This is a genomic window from Bacillus sp. FSL W8-1141, assembly GCF_038593205.1.
GTDB lineage: Bacteria > Bacillota > Bacilli > Bacillales > Bacillaceae > Bacillus > Bacillus altitudinis.
The window spans coordinates 799610-825670 of sequence record NZ_CP151973.1 but is presented as its reverse complement, the minus strand read 5'-3'; the positions used below and the strand labels follow the sequence as shown (position 1 = coordinate 825670).

General features: G+C 41.5%; 26 protein-coding genes. 11 read left to right on the top strand and 15 right to left on the bottom strand.

The genetic code is table 11. The features are described from left to right. Window positions 1–178 precede the first annotated feature (178 nt). The 3 genes from NSQ52_RS04060 (at window position 179) to NSQ52_RS04050 (ending at window position 2304) form a co-directional block, all read left to right on the top strand. Window positions 179–685: a hypothetical protein gene (locus tag NSQ52_RS04060; protein WP_024720250.1), complete on the top strand. Its 507-nt coding sequence runs from the start codon at window positions 179–181 to the stop codon at window positions 683–685. 131 nt (window positions 686–816) lie between these two features. After that, on the top strand, window positions 817–1776 hold the full coding sequence (gene corA / locus NSQ52_RS04055; protein WP_041506595.1) for a magnesium/cobalt transporter CorA: 960 nt from the start codon (window positions 817–819) through the stop codon (window positions 1774–1776). 33 nt (window positions 1777–1809) lie between these two features. Beyond that, entirely contained in the window at window positions 1810–2304 is a 495-nt protein-coding gene (locus NSQ52_RS04050; RefSeq protein WP_144680231.1) for a DUF2716 domain-containing protein, read from the top strand. A 231-nt stretch (window positions 2305–2535) separates the two neighbouring features. Here NSQ52_RS04050 and pdaA read toward each other — a convergent pair whose 3' ends face one another. Together pdaA and NSQ52_RS04040 are read right to left on the bottom strand one after the other, a co-directional pair. Further along, complete coding sequence (gene pdaA / locus NSQ52_RS04045; protein ID WP_039168013.1) at window positions 2536–3327, bottom strand: delta-lactam-biosynthetic de-N-acetylase; 792 nt, start codon at window positions 3325–3327, stop codon at window positions 2536–2538. A 102-nt stretch (window positions 3328–3429) separates the two neighbouring features. Beyond that, window positions 3430–3621 (bottom strand): SE1561 family protein, encoded by a 192-nt coding sequence (locus NSQ52_RS04040; RefSeq protein WP_003218031.1) that lies wholly within the window; start codon window positions 3619–3621, stop codon window positions 3430–3432. A 147-nt stretch (window positions 3622–3768) separates the two neighbouring features. Here NSQ52_RS04040 and yfkAB point away from each other — a divergent pair, with 147 nt between their 5' ends. The 3 genes from yfkAB to NSQ52_RS04025 all read left to right on the top strand — a co-directional run bounded on the left by yfkAB (window position 3769) and on the right by NSQ52_RS04025 (window position 6723). Continuing rightward, window positions 3769–4890: a radical SAM/CxCxxxxC motif protein YfkAB gene (gene yfkAB, locus NSQ52_RS04035; RefSeq protein ID WP_017358799.1), complete on the top strand. Its 1122-nt coding sequence runs from the start codon at window positions 3769–3771 to the stop codon at window positions 4888–4890. A gap of 7 nt (window positions 4891–4897) precedes the next feature. Beyond that, the gene (locus NSQ52_RS04030; RefSeq protein ID WP_025206933.1) at window positions 4898–5734 is read left to right on the top strand and encodes a mechanosensitive ion channel domain-containing protein; all 837 of its coding nucleotides are present in this window, start codon (window positions 4898–4900) and stop codon (window positions 5732–5734) included. A 269-nt stretch (window positions 5735–6003) separates the two neighbouring features. Next, complete coding sequence (locus NSQ52_RS04025; protein ID WP_007496614.1) at window positions 6004–6723, top strand: YebC/PmpR family DNA-binding transcriptional regulator; 720 nt, start codon at window positions 6004–6006, stop codon at window positions 6721–6723. 374 nt (window positions 6724–7097) lie between these two features. Here NSQ52_RS04025 and NSQ52_RS04020 read toward each other — a convergent pair whose 3' ends face one another. From NSQ52_RS04020 to NSQ52_RS04010, 3 genes are all read right to left on the bottom strand, one after another. Further along, complete coding sequence (locus NSQ52_RS04020; RefSeq protein WP_224559743.1) at window positions 7098–7859, bottom strand: YfkD famly protein; 762 nt, start codon at window positions 7857–7859, stop codon at window positions 7098–7100. Between the two features lie 88 nt (window positions 7860–7947). After that, on the bottom strand, window positions 7948–9015 hold the full coding sequence (cax, locus tag NSQ52_RS04015; protein ID WP_144680239.1) for a calcium/proton exchanger: 1068 nt from the start codon (window positions 9013–9015) through the stop codon (window positions 7948–7950). Between the two features lie 65 nt (window positions 9016–9080). Beyond that, window positions 9081–9458: an OsmC family protein gene (locus NSQ52_RS04010; protein ID WP_041090698.1), complete on the bottom strand. Its 378-nt coding sequence runs from the start codon at window positions 9456–9458 to the stop codon at window positions 9081–9083. Between the two features lie 75 nt (window positions 9459–9533). On the opposite strand from NSQ52_RS04010, the gene NSQ52_RS04005 reads away from it, so the two are divergent. Beyond that, a complete protein-coding gene (locus NSQ52_RS04005; protein WP_008341750.1) occupies window positions 9534–10697 on the top strand; it encodes an MFS transporter in 1164 nt (387 codons plus the stop codon). Window positions 10698–10711: 14 nt separating this feature from the next. Then, a complete protein-coding gene (locus NSQ52_RS04000) occupies window positions 10712–11212 on the top strand; it encodes a GNAT family N-acetyltransferase (RefSeq protein WP_342473940.1) in 501 nt (166 codons plus the stop codon). A 40-nt stretch (window positions 11213–11252) separates the two neighbouring features. Here NSQ52_RS04000 and NSQ52_RS03995 read toward each other — a convergent pair whose 3' ends face one another. Genes NSQ52_RS03995 through NSQ52_RS03980 form a run of 4 tightly spaced genes read right to left on the bottom strand, consistent with a single transcriptional unit; the run spans window position 11253 to window position 13088 of the window. Then, window positions 11253–11396, bottom strand: a complete 144-nt coding sequence (locus NSQ52_RS03995; RefSeq protein WP_162484020.1) for a hypothetical protein — start codon at window positions 11394–11396, stop codon at window positions 11253–11255. Window positions 11397–11427: 31 nt separating this feature from the next. Beyond that, window positions 11428–12246 carry a YhjD/YihY/BrkB family envelope integrity protein gene (locus tag NSQ52_RS03990; protein WP_008341753.1) on the bottom strand — a complete coding sequence of 273 codons (819 nt, stop codon included), beginning with the start codon at window positions 12244–12246 and terminating at the stop codon, window positions 11428–11430. Between the two features lie 18 nt (window positions 12247–12264). Beyond that, window positions 12265–12597, bottom strand: a complete 333-nt coding sequence (locus tag NSQ52_RS03985; RefSeq protein ID WP_035391343.1) for a hypothetical protein — start codon at window positions 12595–12597, stop codon at window positions 12265–12267. 20 nt (window positions 12598–12617) lie between these two features. Next, window positions 12618–13088, bottom strand: coding sequence for a low molecular weight protein-tyrosine-phosphatase (locus NSQ52_RS03980; protein ID WP_008341755.1), 471 nt, complete (start codon window positions 13086–13088; stop codon window positions 12618–12620). 174 nt (window positions 13089–13262) lie between these two features. On the opposite strand from NSQ52_RS03980, the gene NSQ52_RS03975 reads away from it, so the two are divergent. Next, window positions 13263–14618 carry a sodium:alanine symporter family protein gene (locus tag NSQ52_RS03975; RefSeq protein WP_039168032.1) on the top strand — a complete coding sequence of 452 codons (1356 nt, stop codon included), beginning with the start codon at window positions 13263–13265 and terminating at the stop codon, window positions 14616–14618. A gap of 75 nt (window positions 14619–14693) precedes the next feature. Further along, window positions 14694–14909 carry a DUF1128 domain-containing protein gene (locus NSQ52_RS03970; RefSeq protein ID WP_008341757.1) on the top strand — a complete coding sequence of 72 codons (216 nt, stop codon included), beginning with the start codon at window positions 14694–14696 and terminating at the stop codon, window positions 14907–14909. A 107-nt stretch (window positions 14910–15016) separates the two neighbouring features. On the opposite strand, the gene NSQ52_RS03965 is transcribed toward NSQ52_RS03970, so the two are convergent. Further along, window positions 15017–15535, bottom strand: a complete 519-nt coding sequence (locus NSQ52_RS03965) for a type 1 glutamine amidotransferase domain-containing protein (RefSeq protein WP_007496591.1) — start codon at window positions 15533–15535, stop codon at window positions 15017–15019. A 254-nt stretch (window positions 15536–15789) separates the two neighbouring features. Between NSQ52_RS03965 and NSQ52_RS03960 the strand changes: the two genes are divergently transcribed. Next, window positions 15790–20070, top strand: a complete 4281-nt coding sequence (locus NSQ52_RS03960; protein ID WP_342473939.1) for a multifunctional 2',3'-cyclic-nucleotide 2'-phosphodiesterase/3'-nucleotidase/5'-nucleotidase — start codon at window positions 15790–15792, stop codon at window positions 20068–20070. Between the two features lie 65 nt (window positions 20071–20135). On the opposite strand, the gene NSQ52_RS03955 is transcribed toward NSQ52_RS03960, so the two are convergent. The 5 genes from NSQ52_RS03955 to treP all read right to left on the bottom strand — a co-directional run bounded on the left by NSQ52_RS03955 (window position 20136) and on the right by treP (window position 26006). After that, on the bottom strand, window positions 20136–21128 hold the full coding sequence (locus NSQ52_RS03955; protein ID WP_268355662.1) for a Two component regulator three Y domain-containing protein: 993 nt from the start codon (window positions 21126–21128) through the stop codon (window positions 20136–20138). 475 nt (window positions 21129–21603) lie between these two features. Further along, a complete protein-coding gene (locus NSQ52_RS03950) occupies window positions 21604–22038 on the bottom strand; it encodes a terpene synthase (protein WP_342473938.1) in 435 nt (144 codons plus the stop codon). Between the two features lie 82 nt (window positions 22039–22120). Further along, window positions 22121–22837 (bottom strand): trehalose operon repressor, encoded by a 717-nt coding sequence (gene treR, locus NSQ52_RS03945; RefSeq protein WP_342473937.1) that lies wholly within the window; start codon window positions 22835–22837, stop codon window positions 22121–22123. Between the two features lie 19 nt (window positions 22838–22856). Beyond that, on the bottom strand, window positions 22857–24557 hold the full coding sequence (treC, locus tag NSQ52_RS03940; protein WP_301232265.1) for an alpha,alpha-phosphotrehalase: 1701 nt from the start codon (window positions 24555–24557) through the stop codon (window positions 22857–22859). Window positions 24558–24572: 15 nt separating this feature from the next. Then, window positions 24573–26006: a PTS system trehalose-specific EIIBC component gene (treP, locus tag NSQ52_RS03935; RefSeq protein WP_017358785.1), complete on the bottom strand. Its 1434-nt coding sequence runs from the start codon at window positions 26004–26006 to the stop codon at window positions 24573–24575. Window positions 26007–26061 lie beyond the last annotated feature (55 nt).

The window sequence follows — 26061 nt, the reverse complement described above, 5'->3', positions numbered from 1 at the left end:
TTCAAAAATATTTGTATAATTATGACATATCAAGGAGGTGAACAAAGGAATTAGCGGATTAGGCAATCATTTGTTTCATCTTGCAGGAACATATTTACCTCATTGATAACCGGCTTCACCTAGTTTCACGTTTTACTAAAAGAAGACCCAAAATTTAAAAACAAAGGAGATCCGACCAATGAAAAAAACAATTCTTTCTGTTGCCCTTGCCACTGCTGTTTCTTCGACACTACCAGTATTCGCTGACGCTGCTGAGCAAAAAACTGCTCCAGTTTCAACAACTATTCAGCAAACTGTGTTAAACAAAGCTGCTGAAGGTAAAGCTTCAACAAATGCGACAAATGTTAACATTAACTTTGACGTACTTGGAATTGCCAATGCATTAATTAATGCTGCAAATGCTAACACGAACCGTGAAGGCTTTGTCAAAGGATTAATGGAGTCTGCTTTCTATGCTGCTGGCGCAAAATACAATGTCATGGTCTTTAACTTAAGCCAAGGCTATGAGACTCGTTTCAACGGTGTTAAAACGTTTGCTACTGTTAAATACGGAAGCATTACGTACGGAGTTTGGGTATTTGAAAATGGATCTTTCACAAACAAAGGTGATGGCGGTTATATCAACTGGGCATTTAGAGGTTGGTTCGACCGTAACGGTGGTTTCGTCAACTTCCGTCGTCCTTAATTCTCGCTTTATCCATCAATCATACACGCACATTGGACCGATCTCAGCGATGAGATCGGCTTTTTTATGGTGAAAACGTATAAGTTCACCGCCGGTGCTTCATGATATAATGCAAGTCTGGAGGGGTGCACATGCTGAAAAAACTTGCAGTGACAAAAAACGGCGACTTGATTGAACATGCAACATTGCAGCAGCTTTCAAGCCCCGATATTGCCTGGTATTGGATTGATTTTTATGCGCCAACGGAAAAGGAAGCAGCACTGTTAAAGGAATTTTTTCAGTTCCATCCGCTTGCGATTGAAGACTGCTTCCATTATTTACAGCGGCCGAAGCTTGATTTTTATGAAGGGTATTTATTTTTCGTCCTTCATGCCCTCAATCAAAAAACACTTCGATCTGAAGAAGTCGACCTGTTTGTTGGAGAAAACTATATCGTTACTTTTCATTTGAAGGAAGCACCCTACATTGATCGAGTCATTCGAAAGCTCAAAGGGTCTGATAAAGCACGAAAGAGCGGTCCAGAGCATATGGCTTATATGCTGATTGACCAGCTCGTCGATGATTATTTTCCTATTATTTATCAAATTGAGGACAGGCTCAATGAAATCGAGGATGAAGAAGGGCATAAAACGTATGGTACATTAATGAACGAAGTATTCGGTATTCGATCCGATTTGCTCAAACTACGCAGAACCATTATCCCGATGAGGGACCTCTTATATCGAATTGTGAACACGAATATGATGAAAAGCGATGCAAACCGGCAAGCATATTTTAATGATATTTATGATCATCTATTGAAACTAACAGAAATCGTTGAGTCAAACCGTGATATGACAGCCGATTTACGAGACAGCTATCAAACACTAAATTCCAATCGAATGAATGCCATCATGATGACACTGACCATTGTCTCGACGATTTTTATTCCACTGACCTTTATTGTTGGGGTGTATGGTATGAACTTTGATAACATGCCTGAATTACACTGGAAATATGGCTATTTTGGCGTACTGATTTTCATGGGTTTGCTTGTCTCAGGGATGCTTTTGTGGTTTAAACATAAAGGATGGTTTAGGATTTTTAAATAGTTTTTTGAGAGAAGTGCTTGAAAGGGAGATACTATGGAAAACTGGATTCCACTGACAGACAAAGAACTAAAGTACGCATGGAAAACATTTGATCAAAAGTTTAAATTTAAACCAAGCATCTCTCGCTTTCCCGGTTTTCAAGCACCATCTCCTTACATCACATATGATATCTCTGCTTATTTCGAGGACCCTTCTCTCCTCAGTGCGGATGAAGACCTTGAAATGAAGGCACTGCTGTCTTTTCAGGAGAATATCACCGGAACCGACGAATATATGCAGGTACTTGATTGGCAGCACGCATGCTATTGGATCACACCATACGGCTCATTTGAAAAAGATGAATTTGGAGAATGGAGAGTTCCTGTGCTCCCAAATGGGGATTACTATTTCTTTTTATCAAAAGAGATGACCTGGGGTTTACTAGGACATCCTTGGGAGCAAAGCATCACGATTTTCGGTGAGGGCTTGATTGACTCCTTTACTCGTCATCGTCCCCTTTTGTTCCAGCGTAAAATAAGAGAAGGATAAGTCAAAAAGCTTGCAGATGTCTGCAAGCCTCAGATTGTTGACAAAGGGCTAAAATGAACTTGATTTTAGCCCTTTGTCTTCGTTTCAGCGTGATAAAAAACCTTTGCAGTCTAGGAAGGACGAGTACTGGCGCGGAGCGAATTTCACATTCGTGAGCACCAGCACGCAGGACTGCGGGCGAATGCGAGGGTTTGGCTACACGCTGAAGCTTGCAGTGTCTGCAAGCTTTTTCTATAGCTGAGGGAGATGCCATACTTTTTCAAGCATGAGATCGTCTAAGCTTTTAAAGGTATATCCTTGTTTTTTTAAAGCAGTAATGGCATCATCAAGTGCCTCGGCATTGTCCCTTGAGACGGTATGAAGTAAGTAAATGGCACCCGGATGCGCCTGTTTCATCATTTGATTGTACGCATACTGTTTTCCTTTTTGATGGTGGATGTGCCAATCTACAAACGCTACTGACCAGAAAACGGTTTGGTAGCCAAGCTGTTTCGTTTCCTTTAGTACCCTTTCACTGAACACTCCGCGCGGTGGACGAAGGTAGAGGTTATCTTGTTTTCCTGTGATTTTGTATACCGCTTCATTGACACGATCCAGCTCTTCTTTGATTTCTTTCGTGCTCTTTGTTGTTAAATCTGGATGGTGATAGGAATGGTTGCCAATAATATGACCTTCCTCTGCCATACGTTTGACGAGCTTAGGCTGGTCCTTTACGAAGTGCCCAGTCACAAAAAAGGTGCCGGGTACTTGATGTTTTTTCAGCACGTCCAAGATTTTGGGTGTGTACCCATTTTCATAGCCATTGTCGAATGTAAAATAAATCTCTTTCTTTTTCGTATTTCCTAAATAGAAAGCATCATATTTCTTTAAGAGTGTCGTCAGTTCCTTGCCGGCATCTGCTGGCTTGTGCTCTTTGCTTTTAGCAAATCCCCAATGAATCGGCTGATTAGACACGGCTTCTAAGTTTGAAAAAGGCATCGATACAAAAAGCGCACATAGACAGATCAGTATGCATTTTTTCATTTACGTCACTTCCCGGTTTTTCTTCTATTGTGCAGAATATACCGGGTACTCATACACTTTTTGACCTGCCAATTTAAAGAAAAAAGCTCGCATCAGCGCGAGCTATTCTTCCTTCCAATCGGTTTTAAACCGTTCATATTTCGCTTCTAGGTCGTCGATCATCTGGATGAGTCTGTCTATATCCTCAACGTCTGTGGATTCAGGATCTAATGAATCAATCACATTCATAAACATATCTAATCGGTTCTTTAAATAATCAACCTGCTGCTCTTTGCTGTCTGCTGCCTTGCCCATAGATACACTCCCTTTAGCATTTGTTTATAGCTTATCTTTTTTTCCTTTGTAAATCAATTGTGTCCCCTCTTGCGTATAACGGTGATGGGGCTTAAAATTAACTGTTGGCGGGTCTATGTTTGCCCGAATGAAAAGGAGATAGATACCATGAACCAAAAAACAGCACTTCGTCCGATTACACCTGCATTCGACCCTTGGGAAGCCTATCTCGATGTGCAGGATTACGGAGAAATGAAGCTGACAAATATTGAATTGACGACAACGACGTTGTGTAACATGAGATGTGAGCACTGTGCGGTTGGCTATACTTTGCAGCCAAAAGATCCGAATGCACTGCCACTCGATTTACTGCTTCGCCGTTTAGATGAAGTACCGCTCTTGCGTTCCCTTAGCATCACAGGCGGAGAGCCGATGCTGTCTCTGAAATCTGTACGAGAATATGTCGTTCCTTTATTAAAGTATGCCCATGAACGCGGCGTCCGTACCCAAATTAATTCGAATTTAACACTTGATTTGGCTCGATATGAAGAGATTATTCCATACTTGGATGTCCTACACATTTCACATAACTGGGGAACAGTCGAAGAGTTTGCTACGGTTGGTTTTGCAATGATGGACCGAAAGCCAACCTTTGAGCAGCGCGAGAAATTGTTTAACCGCATGATTGAGAATAGTCAAGCACTTGTGAAAGCGGGTGTAACCGTATCTGCTGAAACGATGCTGAATAAGCGTACGCTTCCTTATATTGAACACATCCATCGTCAAATCGTGGACGAGATGAAATGCCAGCGCCATGAAGTTCATCCGATGTATCCAAGTGATTTTGCCAGCGCCCTTGAATCATTGTCGCTTCCGCAAATGCGGGATGCGATTCATCAGCTGCTCGATGTTCGTGATGAGAACACATGGATGCTGTTTGGCACATTGCCATTTTATTCATGCAGCACAGATGAAGAAGACCAGCGCCTCTTGACTCGATTGCGTCAAGCGAAAAATGTGACAGTACGAAATGACCCTGATGGTCGTTCACGATTGAATGTGAATATTTTTGATGGGAATATTATTGTGACAGACTTTGGCGATACACCGCCATTAGGAAATATTGAAACCGATACGTTGCAATCAGCTTATACACGCTGGATGAACACAAAATTGGCAAAAGAACTGAATTGTCATTGCCCAAGTGTGCAATGCCTTGGTCCGAATGTTCTTGTGAAAAACAGTTATTATCAAGATGTTGATTTTACTTCTCGTACAGCCAGGGGGTAACCGATAGATGGACGAAACATTTCTGACAGTGGTCAAGAACAAATACATTGAAATTCTCCTTGTTGGCCTCATTCTTTGGCTTGCCGTCTTTATGATCAACAAAGCGCTTCAGATTTTCTTTAAACGAACTGAATTCATTGAAGATAAAAAGAAAAAAACGATTGAGAGCTTGGTCAAATCGGTTTCAAAGTATACAGCTTCCATATGTTTTGTCTTATATGTGATTTCTCTATTTTTTCATGACTTTGGGAAGATTCTTGCGGGGGCTGGTGTCGCTGGAATTGTCATTGGTTTTGGCGCTCAGACCTTGATTCGTGATATTTTAGCCGGCATTTTCCTCATTTATGAAAGGCAAATTCATAAAGGTGACTATGTGACGGTCAATAATCTTTTTAACGGAACCATTGAAGAAATTGGTCTCCGGTCTTTGCAAATTAGAGAATGGAGCGGCAAGCTGTTAACCATTTCAAACGGAGACATTCGTCAAATCCAAAACTACAATATGCACTACATGCGTATCACAGAGTCAGTCTTGATCAGCGCAAACCAAAATCCCGACATTGCTTTCAAGGCGCTAGAAACAGCATGTGATCAGTTAAATCAAATGCATCATGATTTACTGAAAAAAGATGAATTCCAAAACGCCATTGAACCTTTTCAGGTTCATGGCATTATGGGGCTCAATAAATTGAATCGCGGAATTGAGATCACCGTAAAAGGAATGGTTGAGGATGAAAAATACTTCGAAGCCGCCCTCGCTGTGCGAAAAGAAATGATCACACAACTTCATCAGCATGATGTGAAATTGCTTGAGGATCTCGTCTATCCACAGCCTGCAAAATAACCTCATTTTTGATGGGGGTTATTTTTGTTAATTAGTTAATTATCATGCATGTAGTTCACATGATCATTCGGTGTGATGAGCTGACTAGACCGCATGAGAAAAATAAGACGCTTGAACAACTTGGACATATCAGCTAAGGAATTCTTTTCTTTTCAGCCCTCTTACTTCTATCCTCTTGACTGATTCATGTATAATAGAAAGCAGATTGATTTCATGCAGCATGGGGACCCTCATACTGTGTATTTACTAATTGAAAGAGAGTGAATAAGATGGGTCGTAAATGGAACAACATTAAAGAAAAGAAAGCATCAAAGGATGCCAATACAAGTCGTATTTACGCAAAATTCGGGCGTGAAATCTATGTGGCTGCCAAGCAAGGTGAGCCAAATCCAGAATCAAACCAAGCACTTCGTTTTGTCCTAGAACGTGCAAAAACATATAGTGTCCCAAAACACATTGTGGACCGTGCGATTGAAAAAGCAAAAGGCGGCGCAGAAGAGAACTTCGATGAGCTGCGTTACGAAGGATTTGGTCCAAACGGATCTATGGTGATCGTTGATGCCCTGACCAATAACGTCAACCGCACAGCGTCTGATGTTCGTGCAGCATTTGGGAAAAACGGCGGAAATATGGGCGTCAGTGGATCTGTTGCTTACATGTTTGACCAAACAGCGGTGATCGGTGTCGAGGGGAAAAGTGAAGAAGAAACGCTTGAACTTTTAATGGAAGCAGACATTGATGTACGTGACATTATGGAAGAAGATGATACGGTGATCGTCTACGCTGAACCAGATCAATTCCATCAAGTTCAAGAAGCGTTCAAACAGGCAGGCGTAGAAGAATTTACTGTCGCTGAAATCACAATGCTGCCTCAAAACGAAGTGACATTAGATGATGAATCGAAAGCACAATTCGAGAAACTAATCGATGTATTAGAAGAGCTTGAAGACGTGCAGCAAGTTTATCATAATGTGGATTTAGGGGAATAATCAGCTAAGCCATCGTAGTTGTTGGATTCATTCAACTTCTACGTTGGCTTTTTTATTGTCTAGGTAAGGTTTACGTTCTACTCAAGACCATGTAATATGAAGAAAGAATCGTTTCCACAAATAACCAAGGAGCTGAGTTTCATTTTTAAAACATGGTGGTTTTCGTATTATGGCTTTATGATCCTCCCTCTTATTGGCCTATGCTTAATTTTCAACAATTTGACGATATTCACTAAAGTCTTTCTCTTTCTTTTCTTTGTATGGTTATTATATAACGCCTTTGATTTTTACATTCATGAAATGAAAAAGAAAAAAGATAGGACATCTTAATCAAAAAACAGTCATCTCCCCTTGGTAAGAGGAGATGACTGTTTTTAATTCATCCCTTGAAACCCAAACGTCAGGTGATCCTGCACAGGAATCCAAGCGCCGATTCCTTGCGAGGTCACGTTTTTCACGACGAGTTTGCGTTTATTTCCTTTGAGCACAAGATACACTTCTCCGTAAGTAACCTTTCCTTTTTCGTTAATCGCTGGAGCGTATGCATGCAGGGTTGCTGCTTTTTTCGGAGATACGTGGTAGGACTGATCTCGCTTTGTTCCTGCACCAATCACTGTGTCGAAGGCGAGCGGAAGTTTTGTTTTTTGGATGGCTTTTTGCATCATCAACGTTTTCACATCTTCTGGGTTTGGTACTTTTGCTGTGAGCCCTCCACTTACTTTTACTTGTTGCTTTTGCACATATTTGCCGATGGCTGTTTTGTTTCCGCCTCTATTATCAATGTGATTCGTGTTCACTTTTTTGTATTCCCAATTGGCGACGGTTTCGTTTGAATCATAGCTGAGTGCCCATCTTCCAAGAAAAATCGTTGCCCTGTAGCCAACTGCTAGCGGTGTACCTGAGATACTGGATTCATTCAGCATTTTAATTAAATGTGTATTTTCAATTGGTACACTTGTTGTTTTAAATAATTCGGCCGTCAGCTCGCTCGGCTGGAGCAGCGGTTGATCCTGTGATGCATTTGGATACGTATTTTCCTTTGAGATACTGGCGACAGACGATGGCACCTTAAACGGCTTTGCTGCCTCGGCTGGAAAGCTGTATAGAAAACTTAAGGATAAGAGAACAACAAACATGATGCGGGGCATCTTTTTCATATCATCACTCTTTCTCATTCATTTTTCCATAGTATTTTCCCGAAAGACGTCCCTTATCCACAAAAGATTATAAAAGGAAAAATCCAATCGCCATAATGAAATAGGCAGCGAGCAATGTAGCACCTTCAAACCAGTTCGTATCCCCATCATTTGAGAGGATGACCGTTAGTAATACAGAGGATGCCATGGCAATGAGCTCTGGTAATGAGAAGATCAGTGGCATTTGCTTTTCAAAAAACAGAGAGCTGATCACAAGGATCGGTGCGACCATCATGGCGACTTGAAGCGTGGAACCGAAAGCAATTTCCACTGCGACATCCATTTTGTTTTTATACGCCATAATCACAGCAGATGCGTGTTCTGCTGCATTACCGACAATCGCAACAATGATGACCCCGATAAACAGCTCACTCCAGCCAAACTGTTCTCCGACTGTGTCAAATGTATGGACGAGCCGCTCTGAAATATACGCCACAGCAATTGTCGCAAGGAGTAAAATCGCCGTGGCAAACTTCCCCGACCACTCTGGTGTTTCTTTTTCCGTCGCTGCTTCCCCTTCCGTAATTTCCTGCTTGGCAACATAAACACCTCTGTGGCTGACCAGTTTGAAATAGAGTGCTGCGACATAAAGCAAAATCATCACAATGCTAATGCCGATACTTAAAACAAATTGACGATCTTCTGCCATCCCTATGGAAAAGACTTCTGGAATGACAAATGCCACAATAATCGCAAACATAAGGAGCCCAGAGTTATGCCTTGCATCGTGGACATTGAACTCTTGTCGTTTAAATTTCAATCCGCCAACGAAAAAAGACAGTCCAGCCACGAGCAGTAAATTGCCGATCACTGAGCCAGTGAGTGAAGCAAGGACAATAGCGGTGAGTCCTTGTTTTAATGCAAAAAATGAAATGATTAATTCCACTGCATTTCCAAAAGTAGCGTTTAATAACCCACCAATTCTTGGTCCCGCTATAATGGCAAGACTCTCTGTCGCTCTTCCCATAAAACTTGCAAGACCGATGATGGCGATACAATAGACGGCAAACATGACAGCCTGAGGGAAATGAAGAAAACTACCAATTACAGATAATGGAACACCGATCGCGACAATCACAAGAAACAAACGATTCATACAGCCAATCTCCTTTACATCATATCTGACTGTTATTCTTTCGTGAGTGCCGGCATCATATACATTTAGATTCGTTCGTGTGAAAGGGTGATATCAATCGTTCCTTTCACGGATTGCACCATGGAGCAATGCTTCAACGCAAGTTTCATTACTTTTTCCAGCTGTTCATCAGAGGTGCTGATGCTTTCAAAGATCATATGTAAATGAATATGAGTAATTTTGTTTACAGTTCCTTCTCTTGTCGTTTCAGGCGTAATGGTCAGCCCTTGATAGGATATTCGTTTTTTCCGGCATACATGAATGACCATTTCTCCAAAACAGCCCGCAATAGCCGAGGTGAACAATTGATACGGCCTGTATCCCGCTTCTTCATTTCCTGAAATATGTAGCTGCCTTTGATCAGCATTAGCGACCCACCGATCATTTTCGTATATCAGCTTCATTCCTTTTCCACCTTTCTATTGAAACCCCTATGGTTCCATTGTACGATGAAAGCATGAACTTGTAAGGAGCTTCTTATGTCGAGAATTCATTTTATGATTTTAATTTTACTTGTATCCGTATCTGGTTTTTCGCAGGGAGCGTTACTGCCAGTTATTTCGATTATTTTCGAACATGCCGGCACTTCCCCGACGTTAAACGGACTGCATGCCACCGGCTTATATCTCGGCGTGCTGCTTGCGTCTCCTTTTATGGAAGCGCCGCTGCGCCGCTTCGGATTTAAACCATTGATCGTCATTGGGGGCGCTGCTGTCTTTTTAAGTTTATTTAGTTTTGTCTTTATTGAATCTTATGTCGTCTGGTTCTTCTTGCGGCTGATGATCGGCATCGGTGATCATATGCTTCATTTCTCCACACAGACGTGGGTAACCTATGCCTCTTCATCTAGAAATCGCGGGCGAAATATTTCATTGTATGGGTTATCCTTTGGACTCGGTTTTGCCGCTGGCCCTTTTTTAACACCACTCATTGAAATCAATCCATCCTTGCCGTTTATTGTGTCTGGTGCAGTTAGTTTGTGTATTTGGCTGCTTGTGTTTGTTTTAAAAAATACATATCCTGATACAGGTGAAATGCAGACGTCAGAGCAGACAAATAGTTTGAAGCGCTTCAAGAAGGCGTTTCAATTTGGCTGGGTAGCGTTTATGATGCCGTTTTGCTATGGCTTTTTAGAAACGACGCTCAATAGTAACTTCCCTGTGTATGCGCTGAGAAGCGGGGTGACGATAGATGCTGTTGCGTTTATTTTACCTGCGTTTGCGATTGGGAGTATTGTTTTTCAGCTTCCTCTCGGGATGCTGAGTGACCGTTTCGGCAGACGACGCATGATTTTAGTTGTGACACTCGTCGGTTCATTCTTTTTCCTTTTAGCAGGGATTTTCATTCAGTCCGTTTTGGCTGTTGCGATCTGTTTCTTTATCGCAGGTATGGCTGTAGGTTCGACCTTCTCACTTGGCATCAGTTATATGACAGACTTATTGCCAAAGCATCTGCTGCCTGCTGGGAATTTGATGTGCGGGATGGCGTTTAGTGCAGGAAGTATTCTCGGTCCGGTTCTTGGCGGATTCTTTGTGCAGACGTTCGAGGGCATGAATTTACTTTACCTTGTCAGCATTGTGATTTTATTTGTGTTTTGTTGTGTTCGATTTGGGAAGACGCTGGCAGTGGTTGAAAGTAACTAAATGGAGGATCTATTTTGTTTACATTTAACATTTCAGATGACTTAAAATTGGCGTGTTTACAAGTAGCCGATGCAGAGGCATTATTTGCACTTATCCAGCAGAATAAAGATCACTTGGGAGAGTGGCTACCATGGGTGAATCACTGTCATCGCATAGAAGATGTTCAATCATTTATTCAATCTGCCCGCGCTGCCTATGCTGAAAAAAAAGATATAGAAGCGGGTATCGTATTAAACGGTCAATTAATTGGGGTATTCCGTATGACGTTTCAGCATCGGATAGGCAATATTGGCTATTGGATTGGTGAAGATGCGCAAGGGCAAGGTATTGTGACCAAAACAGTGAAATGTATGACAGATGCCTTTGCTCCTGAAGTCGATGAATTTGAAATCTTTTGTCCTGTTGGGCATGTCAGAAGTGAACGTGTTGCGATGAAAGCATGCTTTCAGCTCGATCCAAACTATCAGCCAAAGCCTGAAGCAACTTTTCTCCTGAAACGTTATATACGAAATTGAATCATAAAAAACTCCCCTGCACCTATGCAGAGGAGTTTTTTCATCTAGTGATACCCATTTTGCCCATTCGCACTTCCACTTGTTTTGTGCTTTGGCTGATGGCCTTTGTTTTGTTTTGTGTTGCTTCCGCCTTTTTTCGATTGTTTAGACATTCGTTATTCCCCCATCCGTCAAGATTGAACATGTTCGTTCTCCTTTAGGATGCCCGGATTTCTTCACACCTTGCCTGGTACGATTTTACGCTTATGTAAAAGCGCATTGAGCTCGCCGCCGAGGATGATCATAATGCCGGTTAAATAAAACCAGATCATTAATATAATGATTCCCCCAATGCTTCCGTACATCGCACTATAGTTAGCAAATTCGCCTACATAAAATGAGAACAGCATGCTGACGAGAATCCAGCCAACAGATGCGAATATGGCACCCGGCAGCACAAATTTCAATTTCAGCCTAATGTTAGGGGCAAAATAATATAGGGATGTAAAAACAATCAGTAAAATCAGTGGACTAATAATCCATCTCATGGCTGTCCAAATGGTGAGAAACGCATCTGACTGCCCTACTAATTTGGCAACGAATAAGCCAAGCTCTTTTCCAAAGACAGGCAGCATCAAGGCAAAAATAATCGTAAGCACCATCGCAATGGTTAAGATAATCGATGTTAAACGTACGAGAATGAAGGAACGATTTTCCTCAACTTCGTAAGCGTGGTTAAATGCTCTGACAACCGCATTAATACCGTTGGATGCAGACCAGAGTGCCGCAATAATCCCGAATGACAACAATCCACCGTTACGGTTATTCAGCGTCTCTTCGGCAATGGATTCAATCATCGAAAGCGCTCCCTCTGGCGCATAACCAGAAATGACGCTTAGAACATCCTTTGATGTCAGCGGCAAATAACCAACAAGCGTCAGCACGAAGATGAGAAACGGAAATAATGAAAGCAAAAAGAAATACGCAAGTTCAGCTGATTTTGCCGGTCCTTCATGCAGCAAAAAGCGTCCAATTAACGCTTTAACAAAACCCATACGTCTCATCTCCAATGATCAATCTTTCTGTTTCTTTTGAAAGTGATCCTTTGTTTCTTCAATAATCTCTAATACCTTTGGTGTTGTTTCCTTTAACTGATTCACCTGTTCATTCAGAAAAGACAAATCATCTGAGACTGTTCTCATCAATTGCTTCGTTTCTTCCATTTTTTCCTTCACGCAAGCAGACATCTTGCCAGGCTCCAGGCGGTATTCATCCAGCTTTTGCTGGCAGTCATTCCATTTTTCTTTCAGTGCAGTTCTTGTTGGACGATGAAATAATGTCAGCAATATGCCGCAGGCTGCGCCTATAACAGCTCCCCGAAGCACGATTTGTTTGTTCTCTTCCATCTCATCTGATCTCCTTTCAGTTAAAGGTGTTTCTCTTTTTTTACATACGTCAAAAAACGATCAATTCCTGTTTCAATTAAATCATGTACTTCCTCAAAGTTCCCAGTGTAATAAGGATCTGGCACATCGTCTCGATCGTCGTCTTCTACAAAGTCAAGAAGACGGCCAATAAAGTGATGTTTTCCATAGCCGGCTAAACTGCGGAGGGCGCCTACATTTTCAGCATCCATCGCAATGATATAGTCGTATGTGGTGATATCCTTATCCATGATTTGTCTTGCCGTCATTCCTTCATAGCTGATGCCCTTTTCATCAAGCAGCTTTCGTGTTCCTTCATGCGGAGGACTGCCTTGATGCCAGCCGCCAATGCCTGCTGAATCAATCACAAAGTGTTCACTCAGCCCTTCGTCTTCGACTCGTTTTCTAAACATCGCCTCTGCCATCGGTGACCTGCAAATATTGCCGAGGCACACAAATAATACATGAATCATCCTTCATTCTCCTCCTATCTTTTCCCTAAGAATCCCTTTGGAAAACCTTTTCTCTATCATATCAAGCCCTTTTTCTTTTGGAAACTTTGCAAGAAAAACTCCCATCGCCATTGACAAAATACACAAAAAAAGGAGAAACTTTAGGAGAATTACACAAACAAAGGGGGACATTAGATGGGAATCATTGAGCAATTTGTCACGACGATGAACAATTTTTTGTGGGGGCCTCCCCTATTAATTTTAATTGTTGGTACTGGAATCTACCTCACCTTTCGGATCCTCTTCATTCAAATTAGATTACTTCCTTATTCTTTAAAGCTCGCTTTTTCAAAACAAGACAAAACATCAGAGGGAGATATCTCCCATTTCCAAGCATTAATGACGGCTCTTGCTGCAACTGTCGGTACTGGGAATATCGTCGGTGTTGCCTCAGCTGTCATTGCAGGTGGTCCTGGTGCAGTATTTTGGATGTGGTTTGCTGCATTTTTCGGGATGGCCACCAAGTTTGCAGAAGCTGTTCTGGCTGTAAAATACAGGGTCAAAAACGAAAAAGGCGAAATGTCTGGCGGACCTATGTATTATTTAGAGCATGGCTTAAAACAGAAATGGCTAGGGGTGCTATTTGCTGTTTTCGGTGCCAGTGCTGCCTTTGGGATCGGCAACCTGGTACAGTCTAATTCCATCTCAGGCGTCATGAATTCTACTTTTCAAATTCCAACATGGGTAACAGGTATCATCATTACTGCCTTTACGGCACTCGTGATTTTAGGCGGAATTAAAAGTATCGGCCGAGTGACATCTATTTTTGTACCAGTCATGGCTTTATTTTACGTCATTTGCGGGCTCATCATTCTTGTCATGAATGCTGATCTTGTTCCTGGTGCAGTCAGTCTTATTTTCTCAGATGCCTTTACAGGTCAAGCCGTAGCAGGTGGTGCAATTGGAACTGTCATTCGCTGGGGTGTCGCACGAGGAGTCTTTTCCAATGAAGCTGGTCTTGGATCAGCACCAATTGCTGCTGCAGCTGCGAAAACGGATATGCCTGCCCGTCAAGCTCTCGTCTCTATGACGCAAGTGTTTATTGACACCATCATTGTTTGTTCTATCACTGGCATTACGATTGTCATGGCAGATATGTATTTAACAGAAAAAAGTGATGCGCTGACTTCGTTATCCTTTGCTCACTTCCTCGGTCCAGCTGGCTCAACCATCGTGGCAATCGGGCTGCTCCTGTTTGCCTATTCAACCATCATTGGCTGGTCCTATTATGGAGAGAAATGCTTTACATATTTGGCGAAGGATTCGTACGTCATGTATTATCGTATCGTGTTTGTGATAGCTGTCTTTTTCGGTGCCGTGTTTAAGAATGACTTCGTCTGGGGCGTAGCAGATATGCTCAATGGACTGATGGCCATTCCAAACTTAATTGGCCTCATCGGTTTATCAGGTGTTGTGGTGTTTGAATCCAAACGAATCATTGATAAGATCAAAGAGGAGAAAAAGGAAAAAAACATTTCAGTGTCGTCATAATAGCCCTTTTATTCTTTTGCTTTTCTGTTAAAATAGACATATTATTCGACACATGCAGGAAAGGACGTGCCGCCCTTGTCACAGCAAAAAGCGGCTGAAGTCAATCAGCTGATTGAAGACATTTCGCAAAAGCTCAATATGCTGAATATTGGAGTCATCAAAGCCGAAGACTTCAGTCCAGATAAGTATGAAGATATTGAATTTCTTCACCAAATGGTGATGAAAAAATCTTCATTCAGCCCAAGTGAAATGCAAGCCATTGCAAGCGAGCTGAAAAGCTTAAGAAAATAATCGTGCACCTGATACTGAATTGCGGTTGACGCCGCTTTCTTACATCCATGCACAGAAAAAGCCAGCACCTCGCAAGGTGCTGGCTTTGTTTATCCTGTCAAAACTACTTATTTTGCGAGCAGTTTTAATGATTCACGGTTAAATGCTGGAATGTCATCAGGTGTACGGCTTGTGACAAGCTGATCCTGACAAACGACGACTTCTTCATCTTTGAATTTGGCGCCTGCGTTTTCCATATCTACTTGAATGGATGTATAGCCGGTCGCGCCTCTTCCTTCCAGCGTCTTCGCTGTAATAAGCAATTGCGGTCCATGACAGATCGCAAATACTGGTTTTTTCTCGTCCATAAAGGCTTTTGTGAATTGCACGTAGCGATCATCCGCACGCAGAATGTCTGGTGAGAAGCCGCCAGGAATCAGAAGTGCATCGAAGTCTTCTGGTTTCACGTTATCGATAGACGCATCGACTCTTACTTCTGCCTCTCCTTGCTTTCCTTTCACTGTTTTTCCTTTTTCGTTTTCAATTACTGTGATCTCATGGCCTGCGTCTTTAAAGGCTTTTGCAGGCTCGGTGAATTCAACATCCTCAAAGTAATCTGTTAAGACAACTGCAATTTTCTTACCCATGTAGAAACCCTCCTGCTTGATTATCGTTTACACTACACACTATACCCCCACCAATTGAAATCAAACATCCTATCCCTATGAGAAAACCCCCTTTCATAAAAATAAGCATTTAGACTCATTCACATTCCCTTAACAAGGTAATTCGTATGATTTATGTTATCTTTACAATAATCTGCAAAAAATAACTACAAAAGTTAACGAAACATTTCTACAATAGGTATTGTGGTCAAAAAAATTAGAAAGGCGGAGATCAGGTGAAGAAGCAAGCACATAGGTCTAAACGAAGGAAAAACCTGTCTATTCTGCTCACTTCCATTATGTTGATTAGTCTCATTCTCCCAGCAGTACCTACTCATGCAGAAACAGAAAGCGGCAGCGCCGTAAAGGTCAGTATCTTAGCCACAACGGATGTTCATGCGAACATGATGAATTACGATTACTACAGCGACAAAGAAACAAATGAATTCGGTTTGGCAAAAACAGCCGAGCTGATTGACAAGCACCGTTCACAAAATCCCAATACACTCCTTGTTGATAACGGAGACCTGATTCAAGGAACCCCTCTTGGAGAATACGTTTATAAAAATGAAAAAGACAGCATCATCAATCAAACAAAGGTTCACCCCATTATTCATACACTCAACAAATTAAAATATGATGCAGGTACACTCGGCAATCATGAATTTAACTACGGTTTATCTTTTCTTGACGGTACCATTGCGGGCGCCAACTTCCCGATTGTCAATGCGAACGTCAAAAAGTTAAACGGAGAACACCGATTTACTCCTTATGTCATTCAGGATAAAACCTTTAAAGATGCAAACGGAGCCTCCCAAACTGTGAAAGTCGGTTACATAGGATTCGTACCACCACAAATTATGACGTGGGATAAGAAACATTTAGATGGACAAGTTCAAGTGCAAGATATTGTGGAGTCTGCCAATGAAACCATTCCAGAAATGAAAGCAAAAGGCGCAGATGTCATCGTCGCTCTTGCTCATACAGGAATTGAAAAAACAGCTTCACCTAAAGGATCAGAAAATATGATCTTTGACCTTGCCACGAAAACAAAAGGCATTGATGCGATTGTGTCTGGCCACCAGCATGGCACATTCCCAAGCGCTGAATATAGCGGCGTTGACAAATTTGATGTCGCAAAGGGAACCATTAATGGCATTCCTGTCGTCATGTCAAAAAACTGGGGAAGCTACCTCGGGGTCATTGATTTAACGCTAGAACCAGACGGCAGCAACTGGAAAGTCACAGATGGAACAGGCAAAATCGAATCCGTTGCCGGGGTGACATCTCAAAACAGTACAGTGAAAAATGCCATTCAAACAACTCACCAAAACACCCTAGATTACGTCAGAAAGCCAGTTGGAAAAACAGAAGCAGACATTAACAGCTTTTTCGCTCAAGTGATGGATGACCCTTCTATTCAAATCGTGACAGATGCCCAGAAATGGTATGCACAAGAAAAAATGAAAGATACTTCGTACAAAAACTTGCCGATTCTCTCTGCGGGTGCGCCATTTAAAGCCGGCGGACGCAACGGTGTGAACTATTATACAAATATCGCAAAAGGTGATTTAGCGATTAAAAACATCGGCGATCTCTATCTTTACGATAACACCGTACAGATTGTAAAACTAAAAGGCAGTGAAGTAAAAGACTGGCTTGAAATGTCTGCAGGTCAGTTTAACCAAATCAAACCAAATACTTCAAATGAACAGCCTATTTTAAACGAAGAATACCGCTCATATAATTTTGATGTGATTGATGGTGTGACGTACCAAGTAGATGTCACACAGCCTGCTAAATACAGCACAACGGGCACACTTGTTAACGCTAGTGCGAACCGCATCAAAAACTTGTCTTACAATGGAAAACCCGTTTCTGACAATCAAGAATTTTTAGTCGTGACAAACAACTACCGTGCATCTGGCGGCGGAGGCTTCCCGCACCTCACACAAGATAAAGTCGTGCTTGCCTCAGCAGATGAGAACCGCCAAGTGCTGATGGATTATATTATTGAACAAAAAACCATTAACCCAAGCGCAGATCAAAACTGGTCCATTGCACCAGTAAAAGGCGCAACCGTCACTTTTGAATCTTCTCTTTTAGCCAAACCGTTCGCAGAGAAATCAAGCAGCGTCGACTTTATTCGGAATGCCAGCACAGACGGACTTGGCGTGTACAAGCTAGCGTTTAAAGATGATGGTACAACAGAACCACCTGCAACAGACAATTGGCATTTAACGGTGATGCATACAAACGATACACATGCCCATCTGGATGATGCAGCAAGACGCGCAACCAAGATCAAAGAAGTTCGCGCCCAAAGCGAAAACAATATTTTATTAGACGCTGGAGATGTCTTCTCTGGTGATCTCTATTTCACAAAATGGCAAGGACTTGCCGATCTGAAACTGATGAACTTAATGAAATACGATGCCATGACGTTTGGGAATCATGAATTTGACAAAGGTCCATCTGTCCTTCGTCAATTCCTGACAGGTGACGCATCCAGTGTAGATGCTAAAAACCGTCATCAGTTTGAAAAACCGAACTTCCCGATCGTGTCATCAAACGTGAATGTCTCTAAGGAAAAACAGTTAAGCGATTTAGTGAAAAAACCAGCAACATTTAAAGCTGGTGAGAAAAAAGAAGCTGGCATTTACCCTTACATTCTGCTTGATGTAAATGGTGAAAAGGTCGCTGTATTCGGTCTAACCACTGAAGACACAGCCATTACATCCAGCAGTGGTCCCAACATTCAATTTCAAGATGCATACAAAAAAGCAAAAGAAACAGTCAAAACCATTCAAACTGAAGAAAAAATCAATAAAATTATTGCGCTCACACATATCGGCTATAACCGTGATCTAGAACTGGCTCAAAAAGTAGATGGCATTGATCTCATCATTGGTGGTCACACCCACACCCTTGTTGAAAAATTAAAGGTCATCAATAAAAAAGAACCAACGATTGTTGCACAAGTAAAAGACTACGGGCAATTTTTAGGAAAAGTAGACGTGGCCTTTGACAAAAAAGGCGTCGTACAGCCAAAAGAATCTACTTTTGACCTCATCACGATTGACGACTCTGTGAAAGAAGATGCGGACGCAAAAGCGATTCTTGATCAGTACAAGGCAGATATCCAAGATTTAAAAACCGAAAAAGTCGGGACGTCAGATGTCTTCTTAGATGGACAGCGTGAACACGTCCGTGCAAAGGAAACGAACCTTGGAAACTTTATTGCAGATGGCATGTTAAAGAAAGCACAAGAATCTGCTGGTGCTGACCTTGCCATTACAAACGGTGGCGGTATTCGAGGTAGCATTGAAAAAGGAGATATCACATTAGGGGATATTTTAACCGTGATGCCTTTTGGAAACACACTATATGTCGCAGATTTAAAAGGCAGTCAAATTAAAAAAGCGCTTGAACAAGGTCTTTCAGGCATTGAAGAAGGCGGAGGCGCATTCCCTCATGTAGCCGGTATTGAATATACGTTTACACTGAGTAAACCAGCTGGCAGCAGACTGATTGATGTCAAATTGAAAGATCAAAAGGGCAATCTGACTGACATTGATGATCAGAAAACATACCGCGTGGCGACTAACGCATTCGTCGGCACAGGCGGTGATGGCTACAGCGTCTTTACAGAAGCGTCTCATGGTGAAGACTTAGGCTATGTTGACTATGAAATCTTCAAAGAACAAATTGAACAGGCAGACGGTCATATCTCTCCAGTCATCGACCATCGAGTGAAAGAAGTATTCCTTCCTCGCTTGAAAGGAAAAGGCGCCTATGACATTCAAGATGATGAGAAATTCCAAACGTATGTGCAGCATACGAACAAAGCATTGCTCTATTTAGACAAAGCAACCGAAGCGAAAAAGGTTCAATTGTCTCTATCAAAAGGGCAAATAGCTGAACTGAAGAAACGAGAGCAAGATCCAAACGTCACCATCTATCATGACAAAGTCGGTCTAGCATTACCGCTCTCCAATTTGTCAGAGCAACAAACAGATATATCAATGGCAAAAACAAATAAAGTGAAAAACGCATTAACCGACACATACGATTTCCAAATCAAACAAGATCAGAAGAATGTCTCTACCTTTAAAGATCCTGTCACACTGTCCTTTACATTAGATGCGCCTGAAAAAGCGAAAAAACCAGGTGTCTATTATGTCGATCGTGAGAAAAACCGTTATACCAAAACAAATAACGGTTCATTCGAAAACGGGATTGTCTCAGGTAAAACGGAGCACTTTAGTGAATACACTGTACTCAATCAAAGTGAAGCTGCTGGAACAGCTCCAGACCAAAATGGCGGAGACGGTGGAACTTCTGCTCCAGGCGGTTCGGATCCAAATCAGGATGGAAGCGGCATGCCAGGGGGCACACTGCCGAATACGGCAACGATGATGTATACAGCGGTATTAATTGGCTTGCTCATGCTCGCCTCAGGCGGTATCCTTTATTACTACCAGCGCAAGCGTACACGAAACAAAGTATCATCTTAATAGAAAAAGGACAGAGCTTCGGCTCTGTCTTTTTTCATGCAATGATTTTGTCTTCCTTTAACTAATTACGACTGAATAGTTTGTTCCATTTGAATAATGATTGGCTCGGAAAATAAAGATACCTTTAGCCCTTTCTCATTTTGTGCAAATGCCTTAACTTTGTATTCCCCATGATTTGTTGTCTTTAAATCATAAAATTTGTCTAGTGAATAGTTTTTTGCATCTATCTTTTTATTGTTTTGATAGACATACCAAGCAACTTTATTATCAGTCTCTGTTTTTGCAATAAATTTACAACTACCATCAACATTGTTCCTTTGAATCTCAATATCCAGACTTGGGTATCCTATATATTCCCTTATTTTCCCCTTTAATATTGGTGGAAATGCCTTTGCTACATCACTATGTTTATCATAATCTCCTAGGTCGAGATTATATTGTAATCCAGCATCATCTAGATCTTTCGTTAAAGGCAGTACATGTTTTTGATAATGCATTTCGCCTTTACCTAAATGTATTAAAATATTTGGCTTGTTGTGAGTTTTGATTATCATATTTTTCATTATCGTGTTTAAAAAAATATGATCTCCCTCTAAGTCATTCCCGGCCATAAATTTTACAACTTCGTTCGTTCTCGTTTGTTTTAGTAAATAGTCACCTAGTAAATATTGCGGAGAAGCAGAAATTATATAATCGAATCCGTATTTTATTCCATAATACATTGCAGCGTATCCACCTTTGCTAGATCCAGCAGATATGACTGTCTTTATGTCATTTTCTTCGATGATTTTCCTGATCAATTTTATTACCGAGCGTTCAATCGAAAAGTCCCTATTTTCACACAAATAATAAGAAGCCCTTGCCCCGAAATCATCTAGTATGAACAATTTATTGCAATCAAACTCTTCTATCGTTCGAACATAGTTATAGCTAGGTGGTGAACCAATTTTTTGGAATGCAGAAAAGACAATGACAAGCGCATCTGTTTCTTTGAAAGATTTTCTAAATACATACTTTACACTCTTTTCACTATCGAAAGTTTTTTCATCCTTAAACATTCATTCACTCTCCACAAAATTTTTCATTATGTTATTTTCTTTTATATTTAGGAGGGACACTACTTCCTCGTTCTTACTTTCAATTTCTTGATCTTCTTTTAATGCACTTTTTTATAAAATAGAATACACAAATTTTTCTTCTATTAGTACATCCTCCCTAAATCCTATATATATATTATCATTTCATTACAAAATAATATACAGAATTCGAGACCCAGCAACCTTTTTTTCTACTAATTTAATAGCAGAAACTCTTTTGCATACTGTCTTCATGTTCTAGATTAATTCATTTTCTGGTATAAGTATCAGACTGGGTAAAATGGTTTCCAAATCGGTGACTTCCGCTGATAACCACATTATCTTTTGATATCATTGGATTTTTATGTATCTTGAATGACTTTCAATATACGAATCAAGATGTCTTCTTAAAAGAAAAGGACAGAGCCGAAGCTCTGTCCTTTTTTGCATCTCACTATCAATCTTGGGATAAATACATCCAATTACGGTCATCAAATTCTTTCACATCATCTGACCCTATATGACGCAGCATTCTATTAAAGAACGTGATATCATCTTCATCATCAACGGCATATAAATCCTTTTGAACATATTCTCTCGTAATGAAATTCGTTAAGTTCGTGTTATTCACAAATTCAGCAAAGTACGATTTCACAAGGGTTAAATCTTCTTCATTTAATGTTTCATCACTGATAATTGAAATATGAAATACATTCAAAATCGCTTGAATGTCTTCTTCATCCATATAACATAATGGCTCTAATTTTCTATCTTCTTCCGCAAACGGTTTTCGCGTGTCTTCAATGATGACATAACATAAAATCCTGTGATCTTTCATCACGCTAAAAATTTCTACATCTCGTAATTTGAGTGGTCTATTCAGTCTGATCATTTGTCCTCCTGAGATGTTGCTCTCGCTATTGTTTAATCCCTTGTTTCCCTACAAACTGAAATAGACAGAGCCTCGGCCCTGTCTACTTCTCTCTTCTAGCAAAATCCACGAATCTGAAACGATCTAGCCGGTGGCGGCTTTCGGTGTATTGGAATAGACTCGTATCCTCCAAGAACACATAATTTTTCACCACCACCACATGATCAAACCCGTTCAAATCGAGATACCTCTCATCTTCTTCAGTACATGGCTCGACCACAAATTCCTTTTGAGCATAACTAATCGAGACCCCAAGTTCTCCTTCAATATACTCGTAGATCGATCCTTCACAAATGTCCTTAGACAAGACCTGCACATGTTTTTGCAAAAAGTAATCTTTGTCTAAAATGACTTCTTCTCCGCTAATATTGCGAGAGCGAATGACTTCCCAAACGTCCTCCTGCCCACTGATTTTCAGCTGAGACTGAATATACTGATCTGGCTTGATTAAATCGAACTCATGAACCGTTGTTACCGTCTTTCGCCCAAGCGTTTGGGAAAGCTCTTTAAAGCTGACAAGACCCGAAACTGGGAACTGCATTTTCTCTCGATTCAGCAATACTGAGCCTTTCCCACGAATTTTTTGGATATAGCCATTTTGCACAAGGATGTTTAATGCCTTTCTCACCGTCTCACGGGATGTGTCATACATGACAGATAGCTCATGTTCTGATGGGAGGATGCCTTTATCCTGCCATTCACCTTGTTCAATTCGTCTTGCGAGCTGATCATAAATCACTCGAAACTTATTCTCTTTCATTTTCCTTCCGCCCCATTTACTAGCGTTTGGTTAAATGATAAACGATTGACTCATATGGGCGCAACGTAAATCCCTTGATATCTGTCGGCACATCCTCATAATTGGACAGCAGGACTTGCCCTTCCATTTCATTGACATCTTTTGCAAGCTCATCTGGAAGTGTAAAGTCCGTCTCGCCTGCATAAAAATGGTTGATCACGAGAATCTTCTCATCTTTGCCTTCTCGGACATATGCAAACACCTTTGGATCATCTGCCAGCAGTAAAGTAAAGCTCCCATAGGTGATTACATCAAGTTCCTTACGAAGCCTGCAAAGGGCTTGATAATGATAAAAAATCGACGTCTCATCTTTTAAGGCAGCTTCTACTGAAATGCCGTTTTGAGCTGGTTCAATCCAAGGCGTACCTTTTGAGAACCCCACATTTTTTTCCGACGTCCATTGCATAGGTGTCCTTGCGTTATCTCTTGATTTAACCTGTAAAATCGCCAAAGCTTCTTCCTTTGTTTTCCCTTTTTCAAGCATGACTTCGTACATATTGAGTGATTCGATATCGCGGTATGACGAAATGTCCTCAAAGCGAGGATTCTTCATCCCAATTTCTTCACCTTGATAAATATAAGGAGTGCCTTGCATCAAATGAATGGTGGTCGCCAGCATCTTCGCTGATTGCTGATGGTACGTGCCATCATCACCGTATCTAGACACGATGCGTGGCTGATCATGGTTGCACCAAAAGAGTGCGTTCCAGCCGCCGCCCTCATGCATTTTCGTCTGCCATTCTGACAGAATTGATTTCAACTCTAGAAAATCAAATGGCGCAATGGCCCACTTTTCACCGTTAGGATAGTCAACTTTTAAATGATGAAAATTAAACGTCATATCCAGCTCCTGCCGATCAGGTCTTGTATACCGAATGCAGTCTGCAATATTCGTTGAAGACATTTCCCCCACGGTCATGCTATCGTATTTCGAAAACACTTCCTGGTTCATTTCATGCAAGAATTCATGAATTCTCGGCCCATCTGTATAGTACATACGCCCGTCACCTTGCACTGATTGCCCGGCATCATCTAAAAAGCGTTGATCCTTTGAAATGTTATTGATGACATCCAGTCTGAATCCATCGATCCCTTTTTCAAACCAAAAGTGCATGATGTCATATACTTTCCTGCGCACTTCATCATGTTCCCAATTGAGGTCTGCCTGGGTAACATCATATAAATGAAGATAATAGTCACCTGTCGCTTCATCTAATTCCCACGCTGGCCCGCCAAACTTTGACTGCCAGTCATTCGGAGGAGAGCCGTCCGCTTTCGGCTCCTTCCAAATATAATAGTCTCGATACGGGTTTTCCTTCGACTCTCGGGAGGCTTGAAACCACTCATGGAAAATCGACGTATGGTTCACGGCTAGATCCATGATGACACGAATCCCTCGTTCATGTGCTTCTTTCAGCATGTGCTCAAAATCGGCCATTGTGCCGTACATGTCATGGATTTTTGTATAATCACTAATATCATAACCGTTGTCATGCTGTGGTGACTCATACATAGGGGTCAGCCAAATACAATCCGCCCCTAGCTCTTTGATATAGTCGAGCTTTTTCGTCACACCATTGATATCACCTGTACCAGAGCCTGTTGTGTCTAAAAAGCTCTTCGGATAGATTTGATAGACCACGGCTTTTTTCCACCACGGTTCGTTTGTTTGTTGATTCAATTTCCTTCACCACCACTAGTTAAGTTCTTGTGATACATCCTTCTTTTTAAGTTTTGCATATAAAAGGGTACCAATGAATGGGACGATCAGCACAATCACCATTCCGATGGCAAATGCACCCCAATATTTCGGAATGATCGAGAAGATTCCTGGAATACCTCCAACGCCGACTGAACTTGCCAGTACCCCTTGTGAGGCAATAAACATACCAGCTATCCCTGAACTGATCAGAGCAAAAATAAACGGGAATCTATAGCGCAAGTTCACCCCAAACATCGCCGGTTCAGTAATACCCAAGTAAGCAGAAATACTTGATGTCAGCGAGAGCCCTTTTTGCTTTTCATCTTTTAAGACAAACATCATCGCAAGTGCCGCTGATCCTTGAGCAATATTAGACAGGGCGAGCATTGGCCATAGGAACGTGCCGTGCAGTTTTGAGTTAATCAGCTGAATATCGACAGCTAGGAACGTATGGTGCATGCCTGTAATGACTAACGCTGCATATAATCCGCCATATAAAAGGCCGCCAAGTGCTGCGAATTGCTGGAATACAGTGACGAGTCCAGATGTTAATACGTTTCCGATCGCAAATGTAACGGGACCAATGACGATAAATGATAAAAATCCAATGAGTAGTAATGTAATTGGTGCAACAACTAACAGCTGAATACTTTCAGGTGTCCTTTTTGTTATAAATAATTCGAGCTTTGCAAGTAAATAGGAGGCAACGAGTATCGGAAGAACCTGTCCTTGGTAACCTACCTTTTGTACTTCAAGTCCAAACAAATTCCATACAGGTATGTCACCTGTCTTTTCCGCCGCTCCATACCCCCACGCATTCAACAGATCTGGATGTACAAGCATCAGTCCGAGGACCATCCCTAAAAGCGGATTACCTCCAAACCGCTTGACAGCCGACCAGCCGATTAATGCTGGCAAAAAGGTAAAGGCAGTACCTGCAATCAAGTTGATCATATTTGCTAAATCCGCCCATGCCGGATACACATCCACAATGGATTTTTGATCAAAGAAAATATCAGGAGCTGTTAAAATATTATTAATCCCCATCAATAAACCGGCTGTCACGATAGCTGGAAGGATTGGAATGAAGATATCTGCAAGCGTTTTCACCGCACGCTGAAGTGGGTTTAATTTCTGATCAGAGGCACGCTTGACGTCCTCTTTTGTCGCTTCGCCGATTCCCGTCTGTTTGACCATTTCGGCATAAACCCGATTCACCACTCCTTGACCAATGACCACTTGGTATTGGCCATTCGCTGAGAAAGATCCCTTCACTTCATCAATTTGTTCTAGTGCTTTCTCATCCACCTTACCTTCATCTTTTAGCACAAAACGAAGTCTTGTCACACAATGTGTGGCTTGATCAATGTTTTCTTTGCCGCCAATGGCTTTCACAATCTGATCTGCCGCTGCCTGATAATCAGCCATGCTATCCCCTCCGAGATCGTTTTTTTATAAGAAAAAAGAATCAAAACTTGTATAT

Excerpts from the sequence above, each read along its gene's own strand:
- NSQ52_RS04060 (WP_024720250.1), top strand. The coding sequence starts at position 179 with ATGAAAAAAACAATTCTTTCTGTTGCCCTTGCCACTGCTGTTTCTTCG.
- corA (WP_041506595.1), top strand. The coding sequence starts at position 817 with ATGCTGAAAAAACTTGCAGTGACAAAAAACGGCGACTTGATTGAACAT.
- NSQ52_RS04050 (WP_144680231.1), top strand. The coding sequence starts at position 1,810 with ATGGAAAACTGGATTCCACTGACAGACAAAGAACTAAAGTACGCATGG.
- pdaA (WP_039168013.1), bottom strand. The coding sequence starts at position 3,327 with ATGAAAAAATGCATACTGATCTGTCTATGTGCGCTTTTTGTATCGATG.
- NSQ52_RS04040 (WP_003218031.1), bottom strand. The coding sequence starts at position 3,621 with ATGGGCAAGGCAGCAGACAGCAAAGAGCAGCAGGTTGATTATTTAAAG.
- yfkAB (WP_017358799.1), top strand. The coding sequence starts at position 3,769 with ATGAACCAAAAAACAGCACTTCGTCCGATTACACCTGCATTCGACCCT.
- NSQ52_RS04030 (WP_025206933.1), top strand. The coding sequence starts at position 4,898 with ATGGACGAAACATTTCTGACAGTGGTCAAGAACAAATACATTGAAATT.
- NSQ52_RS04025 (WP_007496614.1), top strand. The coding sequence starts at position 6,004 with ATGGGTCGTAAATGGAACAACATTAAAGAAAAGAAAGCATCAAAGGAT.
- NSQ52_RS04020 (WP_224559743.1), bottom strand. The coding sequence starts at position 7,859 with ATGTTTGTTGTTCTCTTATCCTTAAGTTTTCTATACAGCTTTCCAGCC.
- cax (WP_144680239.1), bottom strand. The coding sequence starts at position 9,015 with ATGAATCGTTTGTTTCTTGTGATTGTCGCGATCGGTGTTCCATTATCT.
- NSQ52_RS04010 (WP_041090698.1), bottom strand. The coding sequence starts at position 9,458 with ATGAAGCTGATATACGAAAATGATCGGTGGGTCGCTAATGCTGATCAA.
- NSQ52_RS04005 (WP_008341750.1), top strand. The coding sequence starts at position 9,534 with ATGTCGAGAATTCATTTTATGATTTTAATTTTACTTGTATCCGTATCT.
- NSQ52_RS03995 (WP_162484020.1), bottom strand. The coding sequence starts at position 11,396 with ATGTTCAATCTTGACGGATGGGGGAATAACGAATGTCTAAACAATCGA.
- NSQ52_RS03990 (WP_008341753.1), bottom strand. The coding sequence starts at position 12,246 with ATGGGTTTTGTTAAAGCGTTAATTGGACGCTTTTTGCTGCATGAAGGA.
- NSQ52_RS03985 (WP_035391343.1), bottom strand. The coding sequence starts at position 12,597 with ATGGAAGAGAACAAACAAATCGTGCTTCGGGGAGCTGTTATAGGCGCA.
- NSQ52_RS03980 (WP_008341755.1), bottom strand. The coding sequence starts at position 13,088 with ATGATTCATGTATTATTTGTGTGCCTCGGCAATATTTGCAGGTCACCG.
- NSQ52_RS03975 (WP_039168032.1), top strand. The coding sequence starts at position 13,263 with ATGGGAATCATTGAGCAATTTGTCACGACGATGAACAATTTTTTGTGG.
- NSQ52_RS03965 (WP_007496591.1), bottom strand. The coding sequence starts at position 15,535 with ATGGGTAAGAAAATTGCAGTTGTCTTAACAGATTACTTTGAGGATGTT.
- NSQ52_RS03955 (WP_268355662.1), bottom strand. The coding sequence starts at position 21,128 with ATGTTTAAGGATGAAAAAACTTTCGATAGTGAAAAGAGTGTAAAGTAT.
- NSQ52_RS03950 (WP_342473938.1), bottom strand. The coding sequence starts at position 22,038 with ATGATCAGACTGAATAGACCACTCAAATTACGAGATGTAGAAATTTTT.
- treR (WP_342473937.1), bottom strand. The coding sequence starts at position 22,837 with ATGAAAGAGAATAAGTTTCGAGTGATTTATGATCAGCTCGCAAGACGA.
- treP (WP_017358785.1), bottom strand. The coding sequence starts at position 26,006 with ATGGCTGATTATCAGGCAGCGGCAGATCAGATTGTGAAAGCCATTGGC.